The following is a 23,508-nucleotide window of genomic DNA, read 5'->3' as shown; positions in this document are numbered from 1 at the left end:
GGAAATTCGATGAACGTGCTGGATTGGAAAAAAGAAGTTGATAAGAGAAAAGACGCTTTAATTGAAGATGCTCAAAAATTGCTTAGAATTAAAAGTCTCCTGGATGAAGAAAAGGCCACAGACAATGCTCCACTTGGAGAAGGGGTAAAGGAAGCTTTGGATTTTATGCTGGAACTGGGTGAAAAGGATAGCTTCACAGTAAAAAATGTCGGCAATTTGGCAGGCCATTTGGAATTCGGTGAAGGCAAAGAGATCGTAGGAGTTTTATGCCATGTTGATGTTGTTCCTGAAGGAGACGGGTGGACAAGCGATCCATTTGGCGCAGAAATCCGGGATGGAAAGATTTTTGCCAGAGGAGCGATTGACGATAAAGGCCCGACAATGGCTGCTTACTATGCCATGAAAATAGTTAAAGAAATGGAGCTGCCGCTGAGCAAACGTGTCCGCATGATTATTGGAACAGATGAAGAAAGTGATTGGCGCTGTGTGGAACACTATTTTAAACATGAGGAAATGCCGTCAATGGGATTCGCTCCAGATGCAGACTTCCCAATCATATACGCGGAAAAGGGAATATCTGATTTTGACCTTGTTCAAATGGGCAAATACGATGGAACGGAAAGAGAGGTTTTAGCGGAAGTAATCTCTTTCCAGTCAGGCAGAAGGTACAACATGGTACCGGATTTTGCAAGGGCCAGCCTGGTTGTCCACTTCGAACAAACAGAAGTAGTACAGAGGTATATCGATTTTCTAAAAAAGTCGGAGCTCAAGGGGAAATATTACATTGATAATGGAGAATTGATTCTCGAGCTTCAGGGAGTATCCGCTCATGGAATGGAGCCAGACAATGGGAAAAATGCCGGTATTCTGATGGCATCATTCCTGGCCTCCCTTCAAATAGATGATAAGGCATGTCAATATTTTCAATTTGTATCCCGCTATTTATGCGATGATTCCAGAGGAAGAAAGCTGGGGATTGCCTGCTCAGATGAAATTACAGGCGATTTAACCGTTAATGTCGGCAAGCTTTCTTATACGCAGGAGAAAGGCGGCCGTCTAGGCTTTAATGTGCGCTATCCTGTTACAAATGATATGGCAGAAACAAAAGACAAGCTGCAGTCCCTGATCGAAAAAGAGCATTTCAGATTAGAGAATTTTACTGATTCCAAGCCGCATCATGTGGAAGAGGATGATTTCCTTATTCAAACGCTAAAAAAAGTGTATGAACAGCAGACAGGCGATAAGGCAGAGCTTTTATCCATCGGCGGCGGCACCTACGCCCGCTCCTTGAAGTCAGGTGTTGCATTTGGTCCTCTATTCCCAGGCCGGGAAGACATCGCCCACCAAAAAGATGAATATATGTTTATTGAGGACTTGCTAAAAGCTACAGCTATTTATGCACAGGCTATTTATGAGCTTGCGAAATAGAGCTAAAACCTGATATGATGGCTGAAAGAATTTACACAATCAGAAAATATCTGATACGAGAAACCAGATACGGGGAGTGGCAGTGAGTATGGAATATGTCATTTTGAATGGGGAATTTATCGAGCGTTCCGAAGCAAAAGTCGATATTGAAGACCGTGGCTATCAATTTGGTGATGGCGTATATGAGGTTATCCGGATATATAATGGAAAAATGTTTACAGCAGATGAACACCTTGAACGTCTGCTTGATAGCGGTAAGAAAATAGACTTGAACATACCTTATACCGTTGGAGAGCTAAAACAGCTGCTTGAAAAGATGATCTTGAAAAATAAGATGGAGCTGGGAATTGTTTATATGCAATTTACAAGAGGCGCCTCTCCACGAAACCATGCTTATCCTGGCGCAGATGTGCTGCCTGCGTTTACTGCCTATACTCGTAAAGCGGAAAGGCCGGTTGACAGCATGAAGAATGGCGTAAAGGCTCTCCTGATCGAAGACATTCGCTGGCTCCGCTGTGATATAAAGAGCCTTAATTTGCTTGGCAACATTATGGCCAAGCAAAAAGCGGCGCAGTCCGGCTGTTATGAAGCTATTCAGCATCGCGGAGACACGGTAACAGAAGGAAGCTCATCGAATATCGCTATTGTAAAAGAAGGCAAGGTGTACACCCACCCCGCCACTAACCTGATTCTTAACGGCATTACCCGCCGGAAAATCAATGAGATCTGCCATGAAAATGGAATTGCCGTAGAAGAATCAGCTTTTACGCTAGAGGGCTTAAAACACGCAGATGAAGTATTTATGTCCAGTACGTCTGCCGAAATTACACCTATCACAGAGATTGAAGGGAAGCCGGTTGGCAGCGGAACTCCAGGACCAGTCACAAAAAGTTTGCAGGATCTTTTTGAAAAAGAAATTGAAAAGCAGTGCGGCAACATGCCTGTAAAATTAAGATAGTGTAGAGTAGCCGGTCAGCCCGGCTGCTTTTTATTTTCAGATTATGCCGGAATGGGAAATCACACCAGAGCGCTGAGTGCCCATATATATAGGGATATCTTGAAAAATGAGGTATGAACATACCAGCCAAACTAAAGACCCCGAAATCTCTCCGGGGTCTTCAAATTTTTATTCAAATTGAAAAAGATCGCTTGAAAGATATCTTTCTCCTGTATCACAAACAATAAATACAACCACATCCTCAGGCTTTAGCCTTTTGGCCACTTGGATAGCAGCATAGCAGGCTGCCCCTGATGAAGGGCCGACAAGAATGCCTTCCTCCCTTGCCATTCCCCGTGTTGTATCATACGCTTCTTCATCCTTAATTTGATGAATTTCGTCATAAACATCTGTATTTAAAATTTCCGGTATGAAGCCAGGGCTTGTGCCTACCAGTTTATGTCTGCCTGGTTGTCCGCCGGATAGTACAGGTGAACCTTTTGGCTCAACGACGTGCACTTCCAAGCCAGGATAATGCTCTTTTAATACCTCGCCTGTACCTGTGATGGTGCCGCCTGTTCCTGCAGTTGCCACGAATGCAGAAAGATTTTTGCCAATTTGTTTCATGCCGTCGATGATTTCCAGTGCGGTTGAATGTCTGTGTGCATCGGGATTTGCACTATTTTCAAATTGCATTGGTACAAAGCTGTTTGGAATTTCGGCAGCAAGATCATTTGCTTTTTTAATGGAACCCGGCATTTTATCATCACCAGGTGTCAGGACCACTTCTGCACCATAGGCTTTTAAAATATTGATGCGTTCCGCCGTCATCGTATCCGGCATAACAAGAATAGCCTTATAGCCGCGGGCTGCAGCGTTCATTGCCAGCCCGATGCCTGTGTTTCCGCTTGTCGGTTCAATAATGGTTGAGCCGGGTTTAAGCTTGCCCGCTTTCTCTGCTTCAACAATCATGTTAAAAGCAGCACGGTCCTTTACGCTTCTGCTTGGATTGTAAAATTCAAGCTTGGCATAGATGCTTGCACCGTTTTCAGGGGCAAGTCTGTTTAGTTTTACGAGTGGAGTATCTCCAATTAAATCTGCAAGATTATTGACTATTTTCATCTCTGACTCTCCCTTTCGTATAAAGGTGGGTATTTTTTATAACAAGCTAGCTAGGGCGTGAATATCCGTTTTGTCTTCTTGTTATTTTGTGTGGCTCTGTTTAATTCCATCCTCAATAAGGAAATCTATAATTATGTTATATCATATTCATCATACCTAAAACAGACTATTCCAATCAAATCAAAGGGATTTAGGGGGGATCTAACAGAATTGGCAGGCTGCCATAAAGTATCTGCCATTTTTATGTGATGTTTGATAAAATAGGTAAAAATATGGAGGTAGAATTAGGTGAAAAATCAGAATGCTCATTTTTTCTTTGCGGTCAAAATACCGGCTGAGACAAAGAAAAGGCTCAAAGAATACATTGAGGATTTAAAAGGGAATATCCACTTTAGCCGCTGGGTTCATCATGAGGATTATCATATTACGTTAGCATTTCTTGGTTCGGCGCCTGAGGACAAGCTCCGGACGGCTGAAAAGCTGGTGGCTGAATCGATTAAAGGTGAACAGCCGTTTCCGCTATACATTAACCGGCTAGGTATCTTCGGAAAAGAAAGTACGCCAAGAATTTTTTGGTGCGACACTCAACGGGAAGAGCGGCTGCATACTCTTAGGGACAAAGTTTTTTTCGCATGCAAGAAAGCAGGATTCGAACTTGAGACAAGACCTTTTAAGCCCCATATTACGATCGCGAGAAAATGGGCAGGCATCGATTCATTTCAGAAAAGCATGCTGGGTGAATATAACCCTTTTCGTGATAACCTGCTTGAATTTACCGTTTCAGAGGTTGTCTTATATCAGACACACTTAGATAAAATGCCAAAATACGAAAGTGTTGCCATCTTTCCGCTTTTGGCGGAATAAAATTAGATACATAACCATTTAAAATAAATAGATAGAAGTTATTTATGAAAGCAGGGCTAGGAGAAATGGGACAGTTAATTAAATTGCAGGACTATGTTTCACGTTATGAACAGGATATTTTTGTTTATCCTTCCCGTTTTGTCAGGCTGAAAAAACAGCAATGGGATAAGTGGCATAAAGTATGGGATTCAAATGAAACCTTCAGCTTTGAACCGGAGTCACCGCTGGCAAACAACGGTGGAGACTGGCCTGAGGAAGAAAAAGAACCTCTTATGGATAAATTGAAGGGTCTATTAAAGCGTGGGAAAAATGAGGCCGAAGAAGTATATAGTCCTCAAGAACTTCTGAAAGAAGAAAAAAAGGCTGAGGATCCGTTTGATTTTGAAGCTTCCTTTACTGTGCGTCCGGAAACGGTCGATAATTTAAAACATCAGTTCCTTGATCAGCTATACCGTTTTCAAATGAAGTGGGCCACATCTACTCTAACGGAAAAGTCTTTTCCTGATAAACGATACTATTATGAAGAAAACCTAAAGTATTTTTTGCAGAGATTTCCTGATACGTATCTTGTAATGTACAATCCTATCTTTCTGCTGAAACAGGCACCCGTGGAAACAGAATCAATCTTAATAAGTCCGACGGAGGTTTGGTGCATCAGCTTTCTTGAAGCAGAAGATTTAGCTGTGTTTTCAGGTTCAAAGGATAGATTCTGGATCAAAAAGGGATCAGGGGAAGAGAAAAAAATTCTTAATCCTTTGCCTGCTTTGAACAGGACGGAAAAGATTGTCCGTAAAATATTTGAGCTCCATGATCTAGAATTGCCGATTCAAAAAGCCGTCATTAGCCGAAACGGGTATATTGATTATCCAACTGCCCCTTTTGGTGTTCAGCTTATTCAAAAAAGAAATTATGAGCAATGGTTTCAAACAATGAGAAACCAGCGTTCCCCTCTAAAGCATATTCAGCTTAAGGCAGCCCAAGCCCTGCTTCAATATTGCCAGACTACATCAATCAGGAGGCTGGAGTGGGAGCATCCGGATGAGCAATAAAACCTTCACGGCAGTTGAGGGCTGATCATATGCAATCAACTATTTTCATTATTAATCCACAGGCAAAGAACGAATATTGCCAGAAAGTCTGGAAGAAGGTTGAACAGGTGCTGCAGAATGAAAAAATATCCTATTCTGCGAACTTCACAGAATATAGCGGACACGCCAGGAAACTGGCCAGATCCTATGCAGAACAAGCAATTGGCCAGAGATTATGTATTATTGCGGTCGGCGGGGACGGAACCCTTCATGAAGTTGTTAATGGGGCTGCTATGTATCCGAATGTGACTGTTGGGTTTATTCCCGGGGGCTCGGGGAATGACTTTTCCCGCGGGTTTGGAATCCCTAAAGATCCTGTAGCGGCACTATTTGCGATATTAAAGGGAACAGATCATGAGCCAGTCAGAACCGATGTAGGAATAATCAGACACACAGGAGAAAACGCAACATATTTTATTAATAATATGGGTGCAGGCTTCGATGCCCAGATTTCAGAAAAAGTTAACCGTTCAAAAATTAAAGGGCTTTTAAATCGATTATCCCTGGGGAAATTTATTTATGTTCTTTTTCTGATAAAAGAGCTTTTTGTCTATAGATGCTCAGCTCTTGAAATCGAGATAGACGGAAAAAAGCAATCCTTTGATTCTGCCTGGTTTGTAACCGTATCCAATCAGCCGTTTTATGGAGGCGGCATGAAAATATCCCCAGATGCAAATCCCTTTGACGGAATTCTAAATCTTACGGTTGTCCACAATATATCAAAGGGTTAAGCTATTGTTTGTTTTTACATCTGTTTTTAAAGGAAAGCATGTAGCATTCAAAGAAGTAGCGGTTCTTCAAGGTAAAACGATTAGGATCCGTTCTTCACATCCTATCCCTGCCCATGCTGATGGGGAACCTCTTGGATGCACTCCATTAACTGTATCTGTATGCAGGAATGCAATTCCAGTAATTTTGAAAAAAGAAGAGGAAGTAAAGGAGATGAACCCGAAATGATATCAATTGAACGAAACTATTATGCCTATTTAGATGAAATGCAAATCATTACAATCTTACTTCCTTTCCAATATCATCAAGGTCGTTCATCAAGGTTCTCCCTGCTGGCAGGTACGGAGGAAATTCCGATGCAGATATTGAATAGCATACCGATTGAGGAGTCCATTAAATATACATGCAGGATTGATCATGATTTGGTGATAGGGGAACAATACTGGGTTGTGAACGAATATGGCGAAAAAACTGATCTGCAAATTGGGGCTGTTATTCGAACAGAACCTTTTGACGAAAAATTTTACTATGAAGGCCCGTTGGGGTTTTCTTATAGCAAAGACAAGACCCTCTTCAGGCTCTGGGCTCCCACTGCAACAAAAGTTAAGCTCAAGCTCAAATCAGCTGTGAATGAGGATGCTGAAACAGTGGAGATGGCCAGAGGGGAAAAAGGAGTCTGGAGCTGCAAGGTTTCGGGCGATCTCGATCAGCATCTATACTCTTTCCTGGTTTGTGTAAATCTTGAATGGAGAGAAGCGATTGATCCCTATACAGTTTCCGTTGCGGTTAATGGAGAATATGGGGCAGTGGTTGATCTGGAAAGCACTAAAAAAGTTAAGCCTGAGCTCCCTCCTCTCCTGCAGCCGACAGATGCAATCATTTATGAAACGCATATCAGGGACTTTACGATCCATCCAGGAAGCGGTGCCACAAGGAAAGGCATGTACCTTGGAGCCGGGGAGGTAAACACAACTGGAAGTGACGGCCAGCCAACCTGCCTTTCCTATGTAAAACAGCTGGGCATAACGCATATCGAATTCCTTCCTTTCCATGATTATGAAGGAGTGGATGAAAGAGGCCCGAAAAGGGATTATAACTGGGGATATAATCCTTTGCACTTTAATGCGCCTGAAGGAAGTTATTCCACTGATCCTGCTGATCCTTATTCGCGGATCAGGGAGTTAAAGGCGATGATCCATGCTGTTCATTCCGAGGGCATAAGAGTGATCATGGACGTGGTCTATAACCATGTCTATATCAGGGAAGATTCTTCTTTTGAAAAAATTGTGCCCGGTTACTTCTTTCGCCATGACGAATTCGGAATGCCTTCAAATGGTACCGGGGTCGGAAATGACTTTGCTTCAGAACGCCTGATGGCCAGAAAGTTTATTCTTGATTCAGTCGAGTATTGGATGAAGGAATATCAGCTCGATGGGTTCAGGTTCGATTTAATGGGTATACTCGATATCGAAACCATGAACAGGGTCCGTCAAACTGCAAATTCAATCGATCCGACTGCCATTATTATCGGTGAAGGCTGGGACTTAAATACTCCGATTCCGGATGAGCAAAAGGCAAGCATCCGCAATCAGGATAAGCTTCCCGGGATTGGCCAATTTAATGACTGGTTCCGGGATTCCATTAAAGGCAGCACTTTTAATTTGTATGATAAAGGATATGCATTGGGGAATGAGCATTACTATGAAGCCGCAAAGCAGGTTTTAGCCGGCAGCATCGGCCTTGAAAAAAAGGAAAAGGGTATTTTTCTGTCTCCCTCCCAATCAGTAAATTATGTGGAATCACATGACAATCATACGCTTTGGGATAAAATTCTGGTGTGCTCAGAGAGAGCGGATGAAAACATTCAGCAAAGAAAGCATCGCCTTGCTACGGCTATGGTGCTTCTTTCGCAGGGGATTCCGTTTCTGCACAGTGGCCAGGAATTTTTCCGGACCAAAGAAGGGAACGGAAACAGCTACCGTTCGCCGGATTCTATTAATAAGCTGGACTGGGAGCGGAAGATTCATTTTTCCGAGAATGTCCAATATATTAAAGGAATGATCGACATAAGAAAAAATATCCCGCTTTTCAGGCTTGCCAGTGCGGATCTGATCCGAAGGTCCATGCGCTTTATTGATGTTAAGAAGCCCTTGATTGGTTTTGTTTTAAACAGTCCAGAAAAATATGCTGAGTGGAGCCGGGCTGCTGTAGTGTTCAACCCTTCTATGGCAGAGGAGGCGGTAATACTCCCGGACGGGGATTGGGAACTTCTTGCGAATGGGCAAACCGCAGGGCTTATACCTAAGGGGGAAATTACCAAAAATTTAACCGTAAAGCCGATAAGCACTTATGTAATGGTTTGCAGGCATTAACATAAGGAGGCAGGGCTGATAATCCTCCTTTCTGCAAACATTATCCTTATATAGAAAAAACAGCAGGAATTGGGCGAATGTTCTTCTTTTTTTCGCTCAATATTCCGGAAACCTAAATAGATACACTTGACGAAAAAAGCTAGTAAGAATAAAATTTATAAAGATGGCTATTGTGAGAATTTGCATCAATAGCTCTTTTTTTATTTTACGATATCAATCCGCGTTCCTTGAAAGAGGCGCCTCATATAAAATATATTCGCCTGTTTACCCTGTGTGGTATAGGTGCATTGTTTGACTTATTTTGTGCGAATGAATGGTTTTTTGAAATATAACTTTACTTAATGCATATGTGTGTTTACTATTCGGTAATAGAAAGCTTTTTCTGGATAGGCCTTTCCTGATCGGCCGGAAGAAATAAGTTTTGATTGCCAAAAACCAGGGCTTACGTTTTTCAACTATAGCTATTTTCGAAAAGATAGCTTACTAAATTGCAGGTGAACAATTTTGGAACATTTATTTGGACATGACTGGGAGATTGTTCCCGCCGGAGGTGCGACGGGGGAAGCCTTTTATGCCCAGCATGAAGAGCAAAGGCTATTTTTAAAAAGGAATTCCTCGCCATTTCTTGCGGTTCTTTCTGCAGAAGGCATCGTCCCGAAGCTTGTATGGACGAAAAGGATGGAAAATGGGGATGTCATTACTGCTCAGCAATGGTTAAATGGAAGAGAGCTTAAAGCAGGGGACATGAACCAGGAAAGCGTTGCAAAGCTGCTAAAGAAAATTCATTCTTCAACAGCTTTGCTGGGGATGCTTACACGGCTGGGAAAGTCTCCGCTGCAGCCTGAAACACTATTGCATATGATTGAAGAAGAACTTGATTCTGATCTAAAGCGTCAGCGGGCTGTCATACAATCGATTGATTTCCTGAAGAAAGAGGTTGCTAATATCCATTGTGAGGAAAAAACGGTTTGCCATTGCGATGTGAATCATAACAACTGGCTGCTTTCGGAAAACAACCAGCTGTACCTGATTGATTGGGATGGAGCCATGATTGCCGATCCGGCCATAGATTTAGGGATGCTGTTATACTGGTATATCCCAAAAGAGGAATGGCCTAATTGGGTAGAACGTTATGGCATTGAATTGACTGATGATCTAATTCTGCGAATGAAATGGTATGTCAAAGCCCAAACATTGACCTCTATCCAATGGCACAAAAATAAGTTCAGGTACCAGGAAATGGATAAATGGATTTCCTTTTTGGATGAACTGCTTTAAAATCAAGAAAACTGATCAATGTCATGAACCCATTGCGATAATTCGTTCTGATGGGATTCAATATGATTATCCAACTGGGAAGAATTGATTCCATGCTGACTGTACTCATATATTTCTCCTAATACTGTTTTGACATTTTGATTAATATTGCCGTTTACCATTAAAGATTTAACCAATCGTTCCAATTGTTCACATTCTGAAATAGAGCCACAGCAATCTGTCTGGTGATTGCTTAATATATCTTTTAATAAATTTAACTGATCCTGCTGCCCAAGCGGCATTTGCAAACACCCTTTCATCCTGAATCTGAAGATATAAAAAGTGAAACTCCAACTGCTGGTTTGTTGAGCCAATTGGGGCTTTTGCGGGCACTTTGCCCCTTCCGCCTCTTTGATTCGCCGACTGAATTTTTTGGGGAACTTACTGCCCGTTAATGCGGGAAAAACAAAAAGGAATTCACCTCTAGGTTGTGGATTCCTTTTTTTATTTATTCATGCCGCCTGCCGTAATTTATTTGTTCAAGGGCGAATTGGTTAAACTATAATGATGAGCAATAAATCACTTGAGACAACAGGCAAGGTAAAATAAAGTTGCACCACTGCAATTTGCATGATATTGTTTGAACGATATTAATTTTTAGGAGTGTCAATATGCGACAGCGAAATAAACCGTGGGCTAAGGATAAATTAGCCGAGTATCCTCAATATGTGATCTCTGAACCTGAAAAATATAAAGGGAAATGGAATGAAGCATTCAATAAGAACCAGCCGCTTCATATTGAAATTGGAACAGGCAAAGGCCGTTTTATCACAGGAATGGCAAAAGCCAATCCGGATATCAATTACATCGGGATTGAACTGGCTGAAAGTGTTATTGTCACGGCTCTTGACCGGATCATTGAAGAAGAACTGCCTAATGTAAAGCTGCTAAATGTAAATGCGAATGATCTGCAAGAGCATTTTGATAAAGGCGAGGTCGACCGTGTATACCTCAACTTCTCAGATCCCTGGCCGAAAAAACGTCATGCAAAGCGCAGGCTGACATACAGAAGCTTTCTGGAAATATATGAAAACATTCTCGTAGATAAAGGAGAAATTCACTTTAAGACTGATAACCAGGGCTTATTCGAATCTTCTCTTATGAGCTTTTCAGAATACGGCATGCTGCTGACTTATGTGAGCCTTGATCTGCATAACAGCGATTATGAAGGCAACATTATGACTGAATACGAAGAGAAGTTTTCATCTAAAGGAAATCGCATTTACCGATGTGAAGTGCAGTATAGATAAGCTAGAGTCTATCCCTTTGGGTAGGCTTTTTTTTAATCCGATAAATAATTTAAATATTTCTACAAATGAACGCTTAATGTTACTATAAAGTTAGATCACTGGTTTGGAGGAGAGAAATATGGAAACATTGGAACTGCAAAACATAAAGCTGACCTGGCTTCGCGGCGGGGTGACACATCTTGATGGAGGAGCAATGTTTGGGGTTGTTCCTAAGCCATTATGGTCAAAAAAATATCCATGCAATGACAAAAATCAAATCGAATTGCGGTCAGATCCAATTCTGATTCAAGCTGATGGCAAAAGTATTTTAGTGGAGTCCGGATTGGGCAATGGTAAGCTGGATGAAAAACAGAAGCGCAACTTTGGGGCTCTTGAAGAGTCTAACGTTATACAGGATCTGGCTGAGCACGGCTTATCTCCTGAAGATATCGATTATATTCTAATGACGCATCTTCATTTTGATCATGCATGCGGTCTGACAAAACCTGCAGACGGCGGATTTGTTTCTGTTTTCCCGAATGCCAAAATCATTGCCTCAGCTATTGAGTGGGAAGAGATGAGAAACCCGAATATTCGGTCAAGAAATACATATTGGAAAGAAAACTGGGATGCCATCCAGAATCAAGTAGAGGTCTTTGAAGGGGAATGGACGCTTGGCCCTATTAAAATGGTACATACTGGCGGCCATAGCGACGGGCATTCTATCCTCGTCATAGAAGACGGCAACGAAATGATTGTCCATATGGCTGATATCATGCCAACACATGCACACCAAAATGTATTATGGGTACTGGCTTATGATGATTATCCAATGGATTCAATCAGCGCCAAACAAAAATGGATGGAATACGGATTGAAAAATAACGCCTGGTTCACCTTTTACCATGATTCATTTTACCGCGCAGTCAAATGGGATGAGACAGGGAAAAGCTTTACAGGTAAAGTAGAAAGAGAGCGCAAATAAAAATCCCCATTCGGGGATTTTTTAATGCAGCGGAAAAACGTCCAAAATAGCTCCAGTCCCTGCATCGGCAATAAATTCGTACTGCTCGGCTTTTTCACCGGAAAACCTTGAAATGCCGCCTTTATATACCTGGTATTTCAAATGTCCCTTCTCATAGGGCTCAGCCTTCATTTGAATCCACGAGCCGCTGATCGGCCCCTCCTGTTTGAATGCTTCCTTTGCATTTGCCAAGGCTTTCTCCGGAGAAACGGAAGCATTTTGTGATAGCAGTTCCCTTGCAGCGTACCCGCTGGCCAAACCAACCCCTACGCCTAAAATAAATGATTTCCAGTTCATAAATGTACCTCCCAAAGCATGATAAAAAAGCGGATATTTAAATAGTTTTTTGAAAAATTCGAATAACTGTTGCCCACCTCTATCTTACCAAAAAAAGGCTAACACTAAAATAAATAACGTATTGCAATAAAGTGAATATCCATCCCCTGCTAATGTTAGTTGAGCGAGTTGGACGTTTACGGGCAATTGATCCTTGCTTTGACTTTTTTACTCTTGAATCTTTTAAGAGAGATCCTTGCTATCCGTTAATGCGGGGTATATTTTGATTATCGAAGTTTGCTGTCTGAAATGTTGGCAAGCCGTATGAAAGTTCTGTAAAATAGAAATATACATAATCAAACCAATCTATGCAAGTGTTAAAGGAGCAGAAAAATGAACGAAAAAACATTGCAGCTTTTTAAAACATTGACAGAATTGCCTGGAGCACCCGGAAACGAACATTTAGTACGGAAATTTATGCGCGAGCAAATCAGCCAGTATACGGATGAAGTCGTCCAGGATAAGCTTGGCGGCATCTTTGGAGTAAGAAGAGGCGATGAAAACGGCCCGACTGTTATGGTAGCAGGCCATATGGATGAAGTAGGTTTCATGGTTACCTCCATAACGGATAATGGCATGATCCGTTTTCAGACGCTTGGCGGCTGGTGGAGCCAGGTACTGCTTGCGCAAAGAGTCCAGATCATGACGGATCATGGCCCGGTTACGGGTGTTATTGGTTCGATTCCTCCGCACCTTTTGGATGAGGCAAAGCGCAGCAAGCCGATGGAAATCAAAAATATGCTGATTGATATTGGTGCTGATGACCGAGAAGACGCGAAAAAAATCGGCATCAAGCCAGGGCAGCAAATTCTTCCGATTTGTCCGTTTACGCCAATGGCAAATGAAAAGAAAATACTGGCCAAGGCATGGGATAACCGCTATGGCTGCGGTTTGGCAGTTGAACTTTTGGAGGAAGTACAAGCCGAAACGCTGCCAAATATCCTATACTCCGGAGCGACTGTGCAGGAAGAAGTAGGCTTAAGAGGTGCACAGACAGCCGCAAATATGATCAACCCTGATATTTTCTTTGCTTTGGATGCGAGCCCTGCCAACGACATGACCGGCGACAAAAATGAATTCGGCCATTTAGGCAAGGGAGCCCTTCTCCGCATTCTGGATCGTTCGATGGTAACTCACCGTGGAATGAGAGAATTTGTTCTTGATACAGCTGAAACTCACAACATTCCATATCAATATTTTGTATCGCAGGGCGGAACAGATGCAGGCAAGGTTCATATTTCCAATGAAGGTGTCCCAAGTGCAGTTATCGGCATTTGCTCCCGTTATATCCACACCCATGCTTCAATGGTGCATGTGGATGATTACGCTGCAGCAAAAGAGCTGCTTGTAAAGCTTGTTAAATCATGTGACCGTTCTACTGTGGAAACAATTCGCCAAAACAGTTAATTTTTTTAGAGGCAGCAGATGCTGTCTCTTTTTCCATTGAAATAGAAAATATAATTTGAACTTTGGGAATTGACTAGCTACACAGGAAACGCTACGTCAGCATACTCATCGTACGACCAACAGCGTGAGTTTTTGGGAGGACGTGGCGAGTCTGCGTTCCACGGTCAAAGCGCTTGCGCTTTACCAGAAAGGAGATCTTATGAAAATCATTATTGGTTCAAAAAATCCCGCTAAAATTATGGCAGTGCAAACAGCTTTTAGCGATTATGAAGCAGAAATCATTTCGAATGATGTGCCATCAGGTGTTAGCGACCAGCCTTTTTCTGATGAAGAAACCATTAAGGGTGCAATCAACAGAGCCTTTGGAGCGCTTGAAATATCTGGCGGCCAAATCGGCATTGGCTTGGAAGGCGGCGTGCAGAAAACAGAGTACGGCCTATTCCTATGCAACTGGGGCGCACTGGCAGAGGAAGGCAAGTCTCCTATTATCGGAGGAGGAGCAAGGATTCCGCTTCCGGAAGAAGTTTCGGCAAGACTGCTTGCTGGTGAAGAGCTAGGCCCGGTTATGGATGATTACGCTAAAAAAGTTAATGTTCGCAAAAATGAAGGGGCGGTAGGGATCTTTACAAATGGTCAGGTAAATCGGTCAGAAATGTTCTCCCATGTTATGAAATTGCTAATTGGACAATACGAATATAGAAAAATGGGGTAGCCCTATGGCTAACCCCATTTTTCTTATTCGGTCTCAAAAATATAGGATAATACTTTTAATGCCTGGTTAACCGTCTCAACAGTAACATTTGCTTTGCTTGAAAGTTCCTTTAAAGGATGGTGAAGCTCCTTTGGGCGGATCAGGATCAGCGGCTTGCCCAGAGTGACAGCTGCGCTCGCATCCATAGCGGTATTCCACTGTTTATACTTTTCTCCAAACAAAGCAATCACAAGGTCAGATTTCTGCATAAGAAGCTGCGTTCTTAAATTATTAATGCTTGAAGCCGCTTCATCCCGGAAGATGGCATCAGGCTGTTTCCCAAGGATCTCCTCACCAATCATGTCAGAACGGTCATGGTTCTCCATTGGCCCTGCAAAATGAATGGGAAGCTGAAGAGATTTTGCTTTCTCTTTTAATTCCCCCCGCCAATTGGAGTGAATTTCGCCCGCTAAATATACGGTTATTTCCATAATATTTCCTCCTTTATGCATGATTCTTATATTTTAACATTTCTTCTAAGAAGTAACGCACTGAAAAGGCTGTCATTTCCAACATGAAGGGTTGTCAGACTATTAAGAAGAAATGTATGATAAGTAAGGATAATAGATTTCCTGGCAAGGGGGGACTTTAGTATGAATAAAAAATTCACCGCAGCCTTGCTCTTAGTTATTTCATTTTTACTGCTCAGTGCATGTTCAGCATCATTAGAAGAAGAGCAAACAGCCGCAAAGAATACTGCAGAGGAAGCATTCAACAAAACATCTGAAAAGACCAATCATAAGAACGAAGATATAGAATATTATTTGCCTTTCGGGGTGGAAGTAAAAGAGGAAAGTCCTAATAATATCATTTTAAAAAACGGATCAAAAACGTATATTCTTTTTTACAATCCTCATGAAGGCCCGGACAGCAAAGTTGTCTACGATGCAACGATCAAGCAGAAAAAGGATTATGATGTTAATGAAACCTATACCAAAGATGGACATAGGGGATTTCTGTTGATCAACAGCGATAAAAAAGACGAAAATGAACTGATCGTTGGAATTGGCGGCGTAAAAATATCCACTCAATCCAAAACCAAGCATTTATCATCTGACGCCGCTACCATGATGGAGATTGTCAACTCTGTCAAGGTAACGAACTAAAACGAAGGGCATTGCCCTTCGTTTTTTATTTTGGATATCCGTATTAGATTAGTTTTAAATAAAAGGCTGTTTTCGCAAACTTTGTTGCTTTTTAAACAAGTAGTGAGGAATGGTTGATTTCCGCTTCAGGATGCTCGCTTTCCGCGGGGCGGGCGGTGAGCCTCCTCGGTGCGCAGCACCTGTGGGGTCTCACCTGTCCCACTCCTCCCGCTGGAGTCTCGCACCTTGCGCTCCAATCAACCAACCTTATTTATTAATGTTTTATTTACAAAATCTATTTATAAACAACAATCTTTTATAACAGAGCCAAATAAAAAAAGGTAAAGTATCATAGAATGCCCTCCGGAAAAGAAGAATAACATTACGATTAAAATATGTATAACAAGTGTCTTGACATGTGTTATCTTTATAGTTGTAAAACGTATACATAGGGGGATAATGATGAGAGCCTTTCTTGATAGAAAAGGGGTTACCCTTTCAGCCAAGGTATATTTTATTGATGCATTAAGCAGTATGGCGCTTGGGTTATTTGCTTCATTGATCATTGGGTTGATCATTAAAACAATCGGGGACCAATTAGGATATAAATATCTTACAGAGATGGGCGTATTGGCTATGGGGCTTATGGGTCCTGCGATTGGAGTCGCGGTCGCATACGGATTGAACGCGCCTCCGCTAGTTATATTTTCAGCGATTGCCAGCGGGGCAGCCGGGGCAGCACTTGGCGGACCAGCAGGAAGCTTTGTGGCAGCACTTATTTCAACGGAAATTGGAAAGCTGTTCAGCAAAGAAACGAAAGTTGATATTATTGTTACACCGCTTGTCACGATTGCTGTTGGATATATTGTGGCAACTTTGATTGGACCTGGAATTGATTACGGAATGAAAAGCTTTGGCAGCCTGATTATGTGGGGTACGGAGCAAAGGCCTATTATTATGGGCATCATTGTAGCTGTATTAATGGGGCTGGCTTTGACTGCTCCAATTTCTTCAGCTGCTATTGCACTCATGCTGGATCTGCATGGACTTGCCGCCGGGGCCGCAACGATCGGCTGTGCGGCCCAAATGGTCGGATTCGCGGTCAGCAGCTTCAGGGAAAATAAAGTTGGCGGATTTATAGCCCTGGGTATAGGGACTTCCATGCTTCAGGTAGCCAATATTATCAGAAATCCGTGGATTCTCATTCCGCCAACTCTGGCAGGAGCGATCCTGGCACCTTTTGGAACGACCCTTTGGCTGATGGAAAATAACGCTGCCGGAGCAGGCATGGGAACAAGCGGGCTCGTTGGACAGATTATGACTTTTACTACGATGGGGTTTGGTTCGGACATTTGGATGAAGGTAATCGTATTGCATTTTATTGGACCTGCTCTTATTAGCCTGATATTATCTGAATATATGAGGAAAAAGGGTTGGATTCAATACGGAGATATGAAGATTAATACAGGGGGAGAAAAGAAATGAAAAAATTAGAATCAGCAGAACAATTTAATGAAATGCGCGTCAGCGGAAAACATATATTCATGTTTTCAGCTGATTGGTGCCCGGATTGCCGGGTTATTGAACCGGTCTTACCTGAAATTGAAGCAAAATATAATGATTATAATTTTATCTATGTAGATCGCGATCAATTTATTGATCTCTGCATTGAGCTCGATATATTCGGCATTCCAAGCTTTATCGGCTTCAAGGATGGCCAGGAACTTGGGCGCTTTGTCAGCAAGGACAGAAAAACACAGGAAGAAATTGAGAACTTTATTGAAACACTTGAAAAATAAGATTGTCTTTATTTAAAAGCAGTATGAAACCCTTAACTTTGATAACTGTCTAGCTCCAGCGCCTACCCCCCTCGAGGTCACAAGCCAATCCTCCCAGAAAGGGAAGAACACCTTCCCGTGAGGCTCCCTTGTGCTTGAGGTCCGCAGGATGCGGGTCATACAGACGTTGCCACAGGACGTGGCGATTTTAGTCTGCGTTCCGCTTGATCAAGGCGCTTTCTCTTTTCCACCCTCCGGCGTCTCTTTTGAGAAGGAGGGTTTTTTAGTGTAAAATGTTAATCGGAATCAATCCCCATAAGGAGGGGCTTATATATGAAAATGGACAGCAAGAAAATGAAGAACGAATTGGAAAAGCGGTTAGCAAAGGAAAATCGTATTTTCTCCTTTGACAGGGAGAAGGATCAGCTCCGCATTGAAAATAAAGAGACAGGCAAGGGAATTACCATTTCACTTCCAGGCATCATTGCCAAGTGGCAGGAACAAAAAGAAAAGGCTATTGACGAAGTCGTTTATTATGTGGAGGAAGGCCTAGAAGCGATGGTGGAAGACGCCCGCTTGTCAGGGCATGAAAAAAACATTTTTCCTGTGATCCGCTCCACCTCATTTCCAAGTGAATCACAGGAAGGTGTTCCCTTCTTAACGGATGACCACACAGCTGAAACACGAATTTATTATGCGCTTGACCTGGGCAAAACCTATCGCCTTATCGACAAGCAGCTTATGGAAAAAGAGGGCTGGGTTCCGGAGAGAATTAAAGAAACGGCGTTATTTAATGTTCGGTCTCTGCCTACAGATATGAAGACGGATACCGTTGCCGGCAATACTTTTTATTTTTTAAATAAAAATGATGGCTATGATGCCAGCAGGATTCTGAATGAGGCTTTTATAAAAGAGATGGAGCGAAAAATGGAAGGTTCCATGGCAGTTGCAGTTCCACATCAGGACGTTTTGATAATTGCCGACATTAAAAATGAAACTGGCTACGATATACTAGCCCAGATGACGATGAGCTTCTTCGCGAGCGGCCGGGTGCCTATCACCTCCTTATCTTTTTTATATGAGGATGGAGATTTTGAACCGATTTTCATCTTGGGTAAAAATAAAAAGAAATAGGCTTTTACGGGATCACAATTTGTGGTCCCTTTTTATTTTCTAAAATAAATTTTGCCTTTATTGGATCCGGAGGAAGATAGGTTTAGTGATGAGAGCAGGCGGGTAGCAGTCTGTGGGTCGGATAGCATTAGAAAGTTTCTGAATTCGCGATTCGTAATGGAAGGGTGGATTAAGGAGAAGTAGTCATCGATGGCTTCTCTATGGGCATTTTTATTTTTGTGGCTGCACTGTATGCAAACCCAAGTGCCGTGTTTGCGTACCATAGATAGCCGGTTACATTTCAGGCAATAGACGCCACGAAGAATTTCAGTTTCTTTGATATCGTAATATTGTAGGACTTGGAAGCCCTCAGGAATATGATTTTTGTTTAGTCTCTTGTTCAATTTTTGCAGCTCTTTCTGGCTGAGGATTTGTTTAAGATGATTGTCGGCGAGTTGCTGTATTTTATCCTCCAAATTATAAAGATGAGTAACCCTATCGTAAATAGGTGAATGTTTGTTGGTTTTTAGAACGGTAGAGGGAGAAGTGATAACGATAAGAAATTGAATAGGAAGAGAAAGTTTCAGGTGATGGTTAAGCCAATTGGCTAGTTGGTGCTGCTGGCGTCTGGCTTGAACGAGAGGATTCGGGAAGCCTGTTTCGGAATCAGAGGATGTGCGGATAAGCTGGTTAAATTCTTGATCAAAAAACAGTGTTCCATAAATGTTTTTCGTTTCAAGGATAAGGGCAAATTGATTATTGATGAGGAGGGAATCGATTTGGAAGTACTGCTTCCCATTCGAGAGTCGAAGGTCATTGAGAATCAAGAAATCATCGGTTAAGGGATGATTTATTAAAAATTGATCTAAAGCTTTTTCACCGCGGTAGCCTGCGCGTCTTTTAAATAAATCTTCTTCAATACGGGACCGCTTGAGGTGGTCATAGGGAAGCCTTCTTAATAAAGCTTCCAGATAGGTAATTTTTATCGGTGTTGAACGTTCTTTTAGGATCAATATATCACTCCTTTTTCATTTTTCTAAATTAAAATTCTGGATAAAGGGTGAATTTCCTTCTTTTGATAATTAGGTGGCCTCTTTTTTGAGATATCAACGAAAAATAACAATATATCAACAAATTTTTTAATATATCAACGAAAAATCGGATATATCAACGAAAAATCGGATATATCAACGAAAAGGGCCAATATATCAACGAATCGCTATAATTGCCCTGGGTAATAAGTCTGATAGCAATTCCTGTGAACCTTTCATCAGGTATTGAGTCGAAAGTATGCCTTAAACCTGCTGTTCGTTTGTAAATTTACCCATTCTGCCTTTAAATGGACTCATTCTCGCATTTATTATTCAAAAACGGTAAATACCTGATAAAATAAGAAAGATAGACTAATAAAGTTTTAAATAGAAAGAGTTGATATAAATGAGCTGGATTAAAAAACTTTTCCATATGTTCAAAACCGATGATGATGAATACGAAAATATAGAAGAATATGATGAAGAACGCGGGCATGAAAATATACAGCCGCCTAAAAGTTCAAAAGAAAGTTCAAGAGAGAGTTCAAGAGATGTTGATGCTAAGGTGGTTTATCAATATCCGAAAGGCCAGTTCCGTTTTCCGGTAATTCCTGACGGTGAAGGAGAAAGCGAGAAAAGAAGGCCGAGACCCCGCCCTCGTCCGGTTGAAAAACAAGAGGCCCCTGCGCGAAAGCCAAAAAAGCGGCAGCCGCGCAGTGTCGAACGTGAACACCAGAAAAAACCTGCACCTCCTGCAGCTAGGGAGGAAAAAATACTGACCCGGAATGAAAGGGAGGCGGTTAACAAGAAGAGGCCTTTCCAGCCAACTGAAATTCCGTCACCTATTTATGGGTTTGAGAGACGTAATTCAGGTGCTTCAAAAAATAAATCAGAGACTGAGACAAATGAGTTTAAACCTAAAGAGCTTACATATGATGAGATTATGCGCAAAATACAGCAAAGACCGCCCCGAAAGCCGAAGAGTACTGCAGAAAACGTAAACCAAGAAGAAAAGGGTGACACCATTTCCGATAAAATCGAGGCCTTTCACACACAGGCAGCTGCACCGGAAACGGAAGAACATACAGTGAACAAATATACAATCGGCGAAGCTTCTGACTTAATGTTCGAAATTCCGGAAGAAGACGGCGCTCCAAAGCATCATTCTGAGACTAATCAACCCTCAGGGGCAGAGCTGCAGGAAGATCTATCCAACCAGGGCGAACCAGAGTTAATAAACGATGAAGGGGCCAGATTTGAACCAGCTTCGAAAAATAAAAACTCTGCCAAGACAAACATAAGTGATCTGCTGGAATACGCTCTTTTAGAAGAGGCAGCTTCCAAGGTACAGGAGAACAAGCAAGAAATTACAGTAGAAGTTTCTAAGCCAAGAAGGGAAAATCATCATGCATCCTTAGCCTCTGAGGATGAAGTGAATGTTCCAACGGAGGTGCAAACCGACACTGACTTATCAGACATATCTTTTAAAGAGGAGGTGCAGGCGCAATCCAATGAAACCGGCCATAACCATGAAGGCATCAATCATTTTAACAGTTCTATGGATGAACCTTCATGGGAAGCCAAGCAAGCAGAAGAAGATGAATTAAAACCAGAAGATTTAGAGCTTACTTCCGAAATAGAAGAAATAACTCATAAGCCAGAAAGCAGCGAGCGCCTACAGCAGGAATCTGAAGCGATTGAAGAAGTACAGGAAAAGCCCGAGATGGCAGAAGAAGTACTACATGGGACAGAAGCTTTTGGAGAAGAACAGCCAGTTTCCGGAATCATCCCAAAAGAACAGCCGGAACCTGAAATCATTGAAGAAGCTAAGCCTGAACAGCTGGAAGAATTTGAGCTACCAGAAGACCCTATAATAGAAACCATTTCAGCATCAAGCGAGCTTGAACAAGCAGCTTCAAACACTGTGCATCCCGTTCAATCAGCTGCATCAGAACAGAATGAAAGTAAGGAGCAGGAGCGGGAAACGGCTTCATCTGACTCTTTAAAAACAGAACCCGACGCAGAGGATGGCTCATCAAATGAAGGTCAACAAGAGAAAAAGCCTTCAACCAGAGGGACTATTCCGTTCAACGTCATCATGCTTAATAATGACAGGAAAAAACTAAATCAGCAAAGAGAGATTGCTAAGCCAGCGGTATCACAGAACAAGCCTGCAGAAGAACAGCAAAAAAAAAGTAATATCACCAGATTCCCGTTGGAGAGTATCCAGCAATCGGCTGCAGCTGTAGAGCAAGCTGAGGATCAAAGCAATGTTCATGCAGAAACAACTCGCCAAGCTGAAGAACGGTCATCACAAGCATTTGAAGACAAGCAGCCTGAAGGAACTACTCTCCAAGAGGAAGATGAAATCTCTTATTATGAGTTTCCGTCCAAAACGCTGCTGACGCCGCCTGTAATCAAAGAAGAGACTTCCGATTGGCTGTATGAACAGGAACAAATGTTAAACTCAACATTGAAAAATTTCAATGTCAGGGCAAGGGTAGTCAATGTAACGCAAGGGCCGTCTGTTACGAGATTTGAAGTACAGCCGGAACCTGGGGTAAAAGTGAACAAAATTACGAATCTTTCAGATGACATTAAACTTAGCCTTGCTGCCAGGGATATCCGGATTGAGGCACCAATTCCAGGCAAGCATACAATTGGCATCGAGGTTCCAAACCAAAGCAGCCGGCCTGTTTTTATCAGCGAGATTATCAACACGCCGGAATTTCAAAATAGCGAATCCCCATTAACGGCTGTATTGGGGCTTGATATCTCCGGAAAGCCGATTGTAACCGACTTAAGAAAGATGCCGCACGGATTGATTGCCGGGGCAACTGGTTCGGGTAAAAGTGTCTGCATTAACACAATCCTTGTAAGCTTGCTGTACAAAGCAAGCCCCGAGGAACTGAAACTGCTGCTGGTTGATCCAAAAATGGTTGAACTTGCGCCATATAACCGGATCCCTCATCTAGTCAGCCCAGTCATTACTGATGTAAAAGCGGCTACGGCTGCTTTGAAATGGGCTGTTGAAGAGATGGAGCGCAGATATGAATTGTTTGCACATGCAGGGGTAAGGGATATTAACCGTTTTAATGAATTGGCAGAAGAGCATAAACGCTACTCAGAAAAACTGCCATTTATGGTCATCGTGATTGATGAGCTGGCAGACTTAATGATGATGTCTCCAGCGGATGTGGAAGAGGCGATTTGCCGGATAGCCCAAAAAGCGCGGGCATGTGGAATTCATCTGATTATCGCTACCCAGCGTCCATCAGTAGATGTCATTACAGGATTAATTAAAGCAAATGTTCCAACCAGAATTGCTTTTTCAGTATCATCCCAGATTGATTCCAGAACCATTATCGATATAAGCGGGGCTGAAAAACTGCTGGGCCGCGGAGATATGCTTTTCCTTGAAAATGGAACTTCCAAGCCAGTGCGTCTGCAGGGCACATTCGTTTCTGATAAAGAAATTGATGATGTGGTAGCACATGTACGCAGGGAACGCGATCCGGACTATTTATTTGAACAGGAAGAGCTTTTAAAAAAAGCCCAGGTAGTTGAAGAAGAGGATGAATTGTTTTTGGAAGCATGCGAGTTTGTCGTTGATCAGGGAGGGGCTTCCACTTCCAGCCTGCAGAGACGGTTCAAAATTGGCTATAACAGGGCAGCCCGCCTGATTGATATGATGGAGAAGCAGGGCTTTATTTCTGAAAATAGAGGCAGCAAGCCAAGGGACGTCCTCATCACTGAAGCCGACCTCGAATCTATACAAGACACTAGTACATTAAATTAATACATGGTATTCTTTACTTGCATGTTTTAAATAATAGATATAACTACTTTTATAAAATAAGAAAGCTTTCTGAAACTGGCCAGCTTTAGAGCGTGCCC

At 42.3% G+C, this 23,508-nt stretch carries 22 protein-coding genes; 17 read left to right on the top strand and 5 right to left on the bottom strand.

The genetic code is table 11. The features are described from left to right. Positions 1-9 precede the first annotated feature (9 nt). Together pepV and dat are read left to right on the top strand one after the other, a co-directional pair. Positions 10-1,428: a dipeptidase PepV gene (gene pepV / locus IQ19_RS17460; RefSeq protein WP_144543647.1), complete on the top strand. Its 1,419-nt coding sequence runs from the start codon at positions 10-12 to the stop codon at positions 1,426-1,428. A gap of 88 nt (positions 1,429-1,516) precedes the next feature. After that, on the top strand, positions 1,517-2,386 hold the full coding sequence (gene dat, locus IQ19_RS17455) for a D-amino-acid transaminase (RefSeq protein WP_144543685.1): 870 nt from the start codon (positions 1,517-1,519) through the stop codon (positions 2,384-2,386). A 168-nt stretch (positions 2,387-2,554) separates the two neighbouring features. Here the strand turns inward: dat and cysK are convergent, their stop codons facing one another. Continuing rightward, positions 2,555-3,487, bottom strand: a complete 933-nt coding sequence (gene cysK, locus IQ19_RS17450) for a cysteine synthase A (RefSeq protein ID WP_144543646.1) — start codon at positions 3,485-3,487, stop codon at positions 2,555-2,557. Positions 3,488-3,775: 288 nt separating this feature from the next. Here cysK and thpR point away from each other — a divergent pair, with 288 nt between their 5' ends. From thpR to IQ19_RS17425, 6 genes are all read left to right on the top strand, one after another. Continuing rightward, the gene (thpR, locus tag IQ19_RS17445) at positions 3,776-4,351 is read left to right on the top strand and encodes an RNA 2',3'-cyclic phosphodiesterase (RefSeq protein ID WP_144543645.1); all 576 of its coding nucleotides are present in this window, start codon (positions 3,776-3,778) and stop codon (positions 4,349-4,351) included. A 65-nt stretch (positions 4,352-4,416) separates the two neighbouring features. Continuing rightward, positions 4,417-5,400, top strand: coding sequence for a nuclease-related domain-containing protein (locus IQ19_RS17440; RefSeq protein ID WP_144543644.1), 984 nt, complete (start codon positions 4,417-4,419; stop codon positions 5,398-5,400). A gap of 29 nt (positions 5,401-5,429) precedes the next feature. Continuing rightward, entirely contained in the window at positions 5,430-6,170 is a 741-nt protein-coding gene (locus tag IQ19_RS17435; protein WP_242021034.1) for a diacylglycerol/lipid kinase family protein, read from the top strand. Between the two features lie 4 nt (positions 6,171-6,174). After that, positions 6,175-6,396 carry a hypothetical protein gene (locus tag IQ19_RS28600; RefSeq protein WP_242021033.1) on the top strand — a complete coding sequence of 74 codons (222 nt, stop codon included), beginning with the start codon at positions 6,175-6,177 and terminating at the stop codon, positions 6,394-6,396. Continuing rightward, entirely contained in the window at positions 6,393-8,540 is a 2,148-nt protein-coding gene (pulA, locus tag IQ19_RS17430) for a type I pullulanase (RefSeq protein ID WP_144543643.1), read from the top strand. Before IQ19_RS28600 ends, pulA begins: the two co-directional genes overlap by 4 nt. Positions 8,541-9,044: 504 nt before the next feature. Continuing rightward, positions 9,045-9,818 (top strand): phosphotransferase family protein, encoded by a 774-nt coding sequence (locus tag IQ19_RS17425; RefSeq protein ID WP_144543642.1) that lies wholly within the window; start codon positions 9,045-9,047, stop codon positions 9,816-9,818. A gap of 2 nt (positions 9,819-9,820) precedes the next feature. Here IQ19_RS17425 and IQ19_RS17420 read toward each other — a convergent pair whose 3' ends face one another. Continuing rightward, positions 9,821-10,099, bottom strand: a complete 279-nt coding sequence (locus IQ19_RS17420) for a YtzH-like family protein (RefSeq protein WP_144543684.1) — start codon at positions 10,097-10,099, stop codon at positions 9,821-9,823. A 369-nt stretch (positions 10,100-10,468) separates the two neighbouring features. Here IQ19_RS17420 and trmB point away from each other — a divergent pair, with 369 nt between their 5' ends. Next, complete coding sequence (gene trmB / locus IQ19_RS17415; protein ID WP_144543641.1) at positions 10,469-11,107, top strand: tRNA (guanosine(46)-N7)-methyltransferase TrmB; 639 nt, start codon at positions 10,469-10,471, stop codon at positions 11,105-11,107. A 118-nt stretch (positions 11,108-11,225) separates the two neighbouring features. Next, positions 11,226-12,071, top strand: a complete 846-nt coding sequence (locus IQ19_RS17410; protein ID WP_144543640.1) for a YtnP family quorum-quenching lactonase — start codon at positions 11,226-11,228, stop codon at positions 12,069-12,071. A gap of 21 nt (positions 12,072-12,092) precedes the next feature. Here the strand turns inward: IQ19_RS17410 and IQ19_RS17405 are convergent, their stop codons facing one another. Next, positions 12,093-12,407: a PepSY domain-containing protein gene (locus tag IQ19_RS17405; RefSeq protein ID WP_144543639.1), complete on the bottom strand. Its 315-nt coding sequence runs from the start codon at positions 12,405-12,407 to the stop codon at positions 12,093-12,095. A gap of 372 nt (positions 12,408-12,779) precedes the next feature. Between IQ19_RS17405 and IQ19_RS17400 the strand changes: the two genes are divergently transcribed. Together IQ19_RS17400 and IQ19_RS17395 are read left to right on the top strand one after the other, a co-directional pair. Beyond that, on the top strand, positions 12,780-13,853 hold the full coding sequence (locus tag IQ19_RS17400; protein WP_144543638.1) for a M42 family metallopeptidase: 1,074 nt from the start codon (positions 12,780-12,782) through the stop codon (positions 13,851-13,853). Positions 13,854-14,052: 199 nt separating this feature from the next. Then, complete coding sequence (locus IQ19_RS17395; RefSeq protein ID WP_144543637.1) at positions 14,053-14,565, top strand: DUF84 family protein; 513 nt, start codon at positions 14,053-14,055, stop codon at positions 14,563-14,565. A 23-nt stretch (positions 14,566-14,588) separates the two neighbouring features. Here the strand turns inward: IQ19_RS17395 and IQ19_RS17390 are convergent, their stop codons facing one another. Then, positions 14,589-15,035 carry a YtoQ family protein gene (locus IQ19_RS17390; RefSeq protein ID WP_144543636.1) on the bottom strand — a complete coding sequence of 149 codons (447 nt, stop codon included), beginning with the start codon at positions 15,033-15,035 and terminating at the stop codon, positions 14,589-14,591. 162 nt (positions 15,036-15,197) lie between these two features. On the opposite strand from IQ19_RS17390, the gene IQ19_RS17385 reads away from it, so the two are divergent. From IQ19_RS17385 to IQ19_RS17370, 4 genes are all read left to right on the top strand, one after another. Further along, entirely contained in the window at positions 15,198-15,710 is a 513-nt protein-coding gene (locus IQ19_RS17385; RefSeq protein WP_144543635.1) for a hypothetical protein, read from the top strand. 441 nt (positions 15,711-16,151) lie between these two features. After that, positions 16,152-17,174, top strand: coding sequence for a PTS sugar transporter subunit IIC (locus IQ19_RS17380; RefSeq protein WP_144543683.1), 1,023 nt, complete (start codon positions 16,152-16,154; stop codon positions 17,172-17,174). After that, positions 17,171-17,488 carry a thioredoxin family protein gene (locus IQ19_RS17375; protein ID WP_144543634.1) on the top strand — a complete coding sequence of 106 codons (318 nt, stop codon included), beginning with the start codon at positions 17,171-17,173 and terminating at the stop codon, positions 17,486-17,488. The genes IQ19_RS17380 and IQ19_RS17375 overlap by 4 nt, the downstream gene beginning before the upstream one ends. A gap of 312 nt (positions 17,489-17,800) precedes the next feature. Then, on the top strand, positions 17,801-18,601 hold the full coding sequence (locus IQ19_RS17370; protein WP_144543633.1) for a DUF1444 domain-containing protein: 801 nt from the start codon (positions 17,801-17,803) through the stop codon (positions 18,599-18,601). A 32-nt stretch (positions 18,602-18,633) separates the two neighbouring features. Here IQ19_RS17370 and IQ19_RS17365 read toward each other — a convergent pair whose 3' ends face one another. Beyond that, complete coding sequence (locus IQ19_RS17365; protein WP_158638846.1) at positions 18,634-19,593, bottom strand: nuclease-related domain-containing protein; 960 nt, start codon at positions 19,591-19,593, stop codon at positions 18,634-18,636. Positions 19,594-20,017: 424 nt separating this feature from the next. Here IQ19_RS17365 and IQ19_RS28595 point away from each other — a divergent pair, with 424 nt between their 5' ends. After that, entirely contained in the window at positions 20,018-23,410 is a 3,393-nt protein-coding gene (locus tag IQ19_RS28595) for a DNA translocase FtsK (protein ID WP_242021032.1), read from the top strand. The last annotated feature ends 98 nt before the right edge of the window (positions 23,411-23,508 follow it).

Source organism: Cytobacillus oceanisediminis, assembly GCF_007830235.1.
GTDB lineage: Bacteria > Bacillota > Bacilli > Bacillales > Cytobacillaceae > Cytobacillus > Cytobacillus oceanisediminis.
Note: the sequence above shows the minus strand (reverse complement) of the source record. Positions and strands in the feature narration are given on the sequence as shown.

Coding starts and splice junctions, on each gene's coding strand:
- IQ19_RS17435 (WP_242021034.1), top strand. CDS start 5,430: ATGCAATCAACTATTTTCATTATTAATCCACAGGCAAAGAACGAATAT.
- IQ19_RS17405 (WP_144543639.1), bottom strand. CDS start 12,407: ATGAACTGGAAATCATTTATTTTAGGCGTAGGGGTTGGTTTGGCCAGC.
- dat (WP_144543685.1), top strand. CDS start 1,517: ATGGAATATGTCATTTTGAATGGGGAATTTATCGAGCGTTCCGAAGCA.
- IQ19_RS17390 (WP_144543636.1), bottom strand. CDS start 15,035: ATGGAAATAACCGTATATTTAGCGGGCGAAATTCACTCCAATTGGCGG.
- cysK (WP_144543646.1), bottom strand. CDS start 3,487: ATGAAAATAGTCAATAATCTTGCAGATTTAATTGGAGATACTCCACTC.
- IQ19_RS17370 (WP_144543633.1), top strand. CDS start 17,801: ATGAAAATGGACAGCAAGAAAATGAAGAACGAATTGGAAAAGCGGTTA.
- IQ19_RS28595 (WP_242021032.1), top strand. CDS start 20,018: ATGAGCTGGATTAAAAAACTTTTCCATATGTTCAAAACCGATGATGAT.
- pulA (WP_144543643.1), top strand. CDS start 6,393: ATGATATCAATTGAACGAAACTATTATGCCTATTTAGATGAAATGCAA.
- IQ19_RS17400 (WP_144543638.1), top strand. CDS start 12,780: ATGAACGAAAAAACATTGCAGCTTTTTAAAACATTGACAGAATTGCCT.
- IQ19_RS17380 (WP_144543683.1), top strand. CDS start 16,152: ATGAGAGCCTTTCTTGATAGAAAAGGGGTTACCCTTTCAGCCAAGGTA.
- IQ19_RS17420 (WP_144543684.1), bottom strand. CDS start 10,099: ATGCCGCTTGGGCAGCAGGATCAGTTAAATTTATTAAAAGATATATTA.
- pepV (WP_144543647.1), top strand. CDS start 10: ATGAACGTGCTGGATTGGAAAAAAGAAGTTGATAAGAGAAAAGACGCT.
- IQ19_RS17410 (WP_144543640.1), top strand. CDS start 11,226: ATGGAAACATTGGAACTGCAAAACATAAAGCTGACCTGGCTTCGCGGC.
- IQ19_RS17395 (WP_144543637.1), top strand. CDS start 14,053: ATGAAAATCATTATTGGTTCAAAAAATCCCGCTAAAATTATGGCAGTG.
- IQ19_RS17385 (WP_144543635.1), top strand. CDS start 15,198: ATGAATAAAAAATTCACCGCAGCCTTGCTCTTAGTTATTTCATTTTTA.
- trmB (WP_144543641.1), top strand. CDS start 10,469: ATGCGACAGCGAAATAAACCGTGGGCTAAGGATAAATTAGCCGAGTAT.
- IQ19_RS17440 (WP_144543644.1), top strand. CDS start 4,417: ATGGGACAGTTAATTAAATTGCAGGACTATGTTTCACGTTATGAACAG.
- IQ19_RS17375 (WP_144543634.1), top strand. CDS start 17,171: ATGAAAAAATTAGAATCAGCAGAACAATTTAATGAAATGCGCGTCAGC.